Annotated in this window: 2 protein-coding genes; both read left to right on the top strand. The window is 66.3% G+C overall.

Annotated elements, in window-relative coordinates; translation table 11 throughout:
* Positions 1 to 266 precede the first annotated feature (266 nt).
* Positions 267 to 731, top strand: coding sequence for a hypothetical protein (locus ACFV9T_RS37975; RefSeq protein WP_385447213.1), 465 nt, complete (start codon positions 267 to 269; stop codon positions 729 to 731).
* 236 nt (positions 732 to 967) lie between these two features.
* The gene (locus ACFV9T_RS37970; protein WP_385447211.1) at positions 968 to 1,408 is read left to right on the top strand and encodes a hypothetical protein; all 441 of its coding nucleotides are present in this window, start codon (positions 968 to 970) and stop codon (positions 1,406 to 1,408) included.
* Positions 1,409 to 1,482 lie beyond the last annotated feature (74 nt).

Raw genomic sequence — 1,482 nt, 5'->3', positions numbered from 1 at the left:
CCCCCGGCCCCCCCCCCCGCCCCCCACCCCCCCCGCGGCGGCCCCCCGGCGGGGGGGCCCGTGCCACTCGCCCCCCCCCCCCCCCCGCCGCATGAATGGACATTGACCCACGATGTGTTTACTGCGCCATTCGGGTACGGCGATGGCGTTCCGGGGAGCCTCAGCTGGTCGGCGTCGTTCATCAGGTGTTCGCTGATATCCGGGAAAAATCACTAGGAGGCTCTTAGATGCACATGGGAAAAAGGACGGCGCTTCTCGTAGCGGCCGTGAGCGCACTGGCCATCGGTGGCGCGGGTGCCGCCGACGCCGCCGACAGCGGCACCGGCCCCTCGACCCTCCCGCTCGGTGGCGGAGTCCAGCAGAACCGCTGTGACACCAGCTCTCTCATCGGCACTATCGAGATCACCGGTGGCGGCGAGGACATCACCAACGAGACCAATTGCGTCAACTACGCCGAGTCGGGGGTGTCGGAGCAGAAGAACCGTTGCCGGACCCATTCCGTCGTCGGGCCCATCACGGTCGCCCTGACGCCCGGTTCCGAGGTCACCAACCGGACCAACTGCATCAACGTCAGCGAGTCGGGCGAGGTGACGAAGCAGAGCAACGACTGCCGGACGACCTCCGTACTCGGCCCCATCACGCTCGGCCCCGGCACCGAGGTCACCAACGAGACCAACTGCCTCAACGTGGCCGGGAACGGAGAGGGCCAGAGCAGCGGAGCGGCGGAGTAGTCGACGGCTGTTTTCCCTTCGCGCGGCCCCCGGAATATTTTCACGGGGGTCGCGCATTTTCGTGTGGCGACCGAGAAACAAGGGGTGAAGATATCCAAACTGCGGCGGACGGGTGAAGCTCTCGGCCATACCGGATCCTCCGCTCTTCGTCTTCGTTGATTGGGTGTCTGCGGAATATCGCGGAGAATCACCTACGGAGGCACCAAGCAATGAAGATCGGCAAGAAGGCAGCTCTCATGACGGCCGCGGCCGGCGCCATGGTCATCGGCACCGCGGGTGGCGCGAGCGCCTACGGCCTCGGCGGCCTGACCGGCGGCAACAACGGGGTCAACCAGGCGAACTCGTGTGACACGGCCACCAGCGCCATCATCACCGGCGCCGTGCTCGCCCCGTCGGGGGTCCTGGATGTCGCCTCCGACTGCGTCAACTTCACCAACTCCAAGGCTGCCACGCAGGTCAACGACTGCGACACCGCCACCGGCCCGATCACCACGCTGCCCGCCGTGGCTCCGACCGACGACATCGAGCTGGGCAGCAACTGCACCAACATCGCGATCGCCGAGCCGCCCACCGTCGTCGTCAAGCAGGTGGTGAAGGAGAAGCACAAGGTCGTGAAGAAGGACAAGAAGCACGCCAAGAAGAAGCACGCGAAGAAGAAGGCGCACGGCCACCACTGAGACCATCGGTCTCACTGAGTCGGCACTGCACCGACGCGGGCGAGGGATCGGAAAAATGGTTCAGGGGCGGCGGC

Origin of the sequence: Streptomyces sp. NPDC059850, from assembly GCF_042731515.1 — a bacterium.
Lineage (GTDB): Bacteria > Actinomycetota > Actinomycetes > Streptomycetales > Streptomycetaceae > Streptomyces.
This window is presented reverse-complemented; position numbering and strand designations above follow the sequence as displayed.

Bases quoted from the DNA above. Each gene is read 5' to 3' on its own strand.
- ACFV9T_RS37970 (WP_385447211.1), top strand. From the start codon at position 968: ATGACGGCCGCGGCCGGCGCCATGGTCATCGGCACCGCGGGTGGCGCG.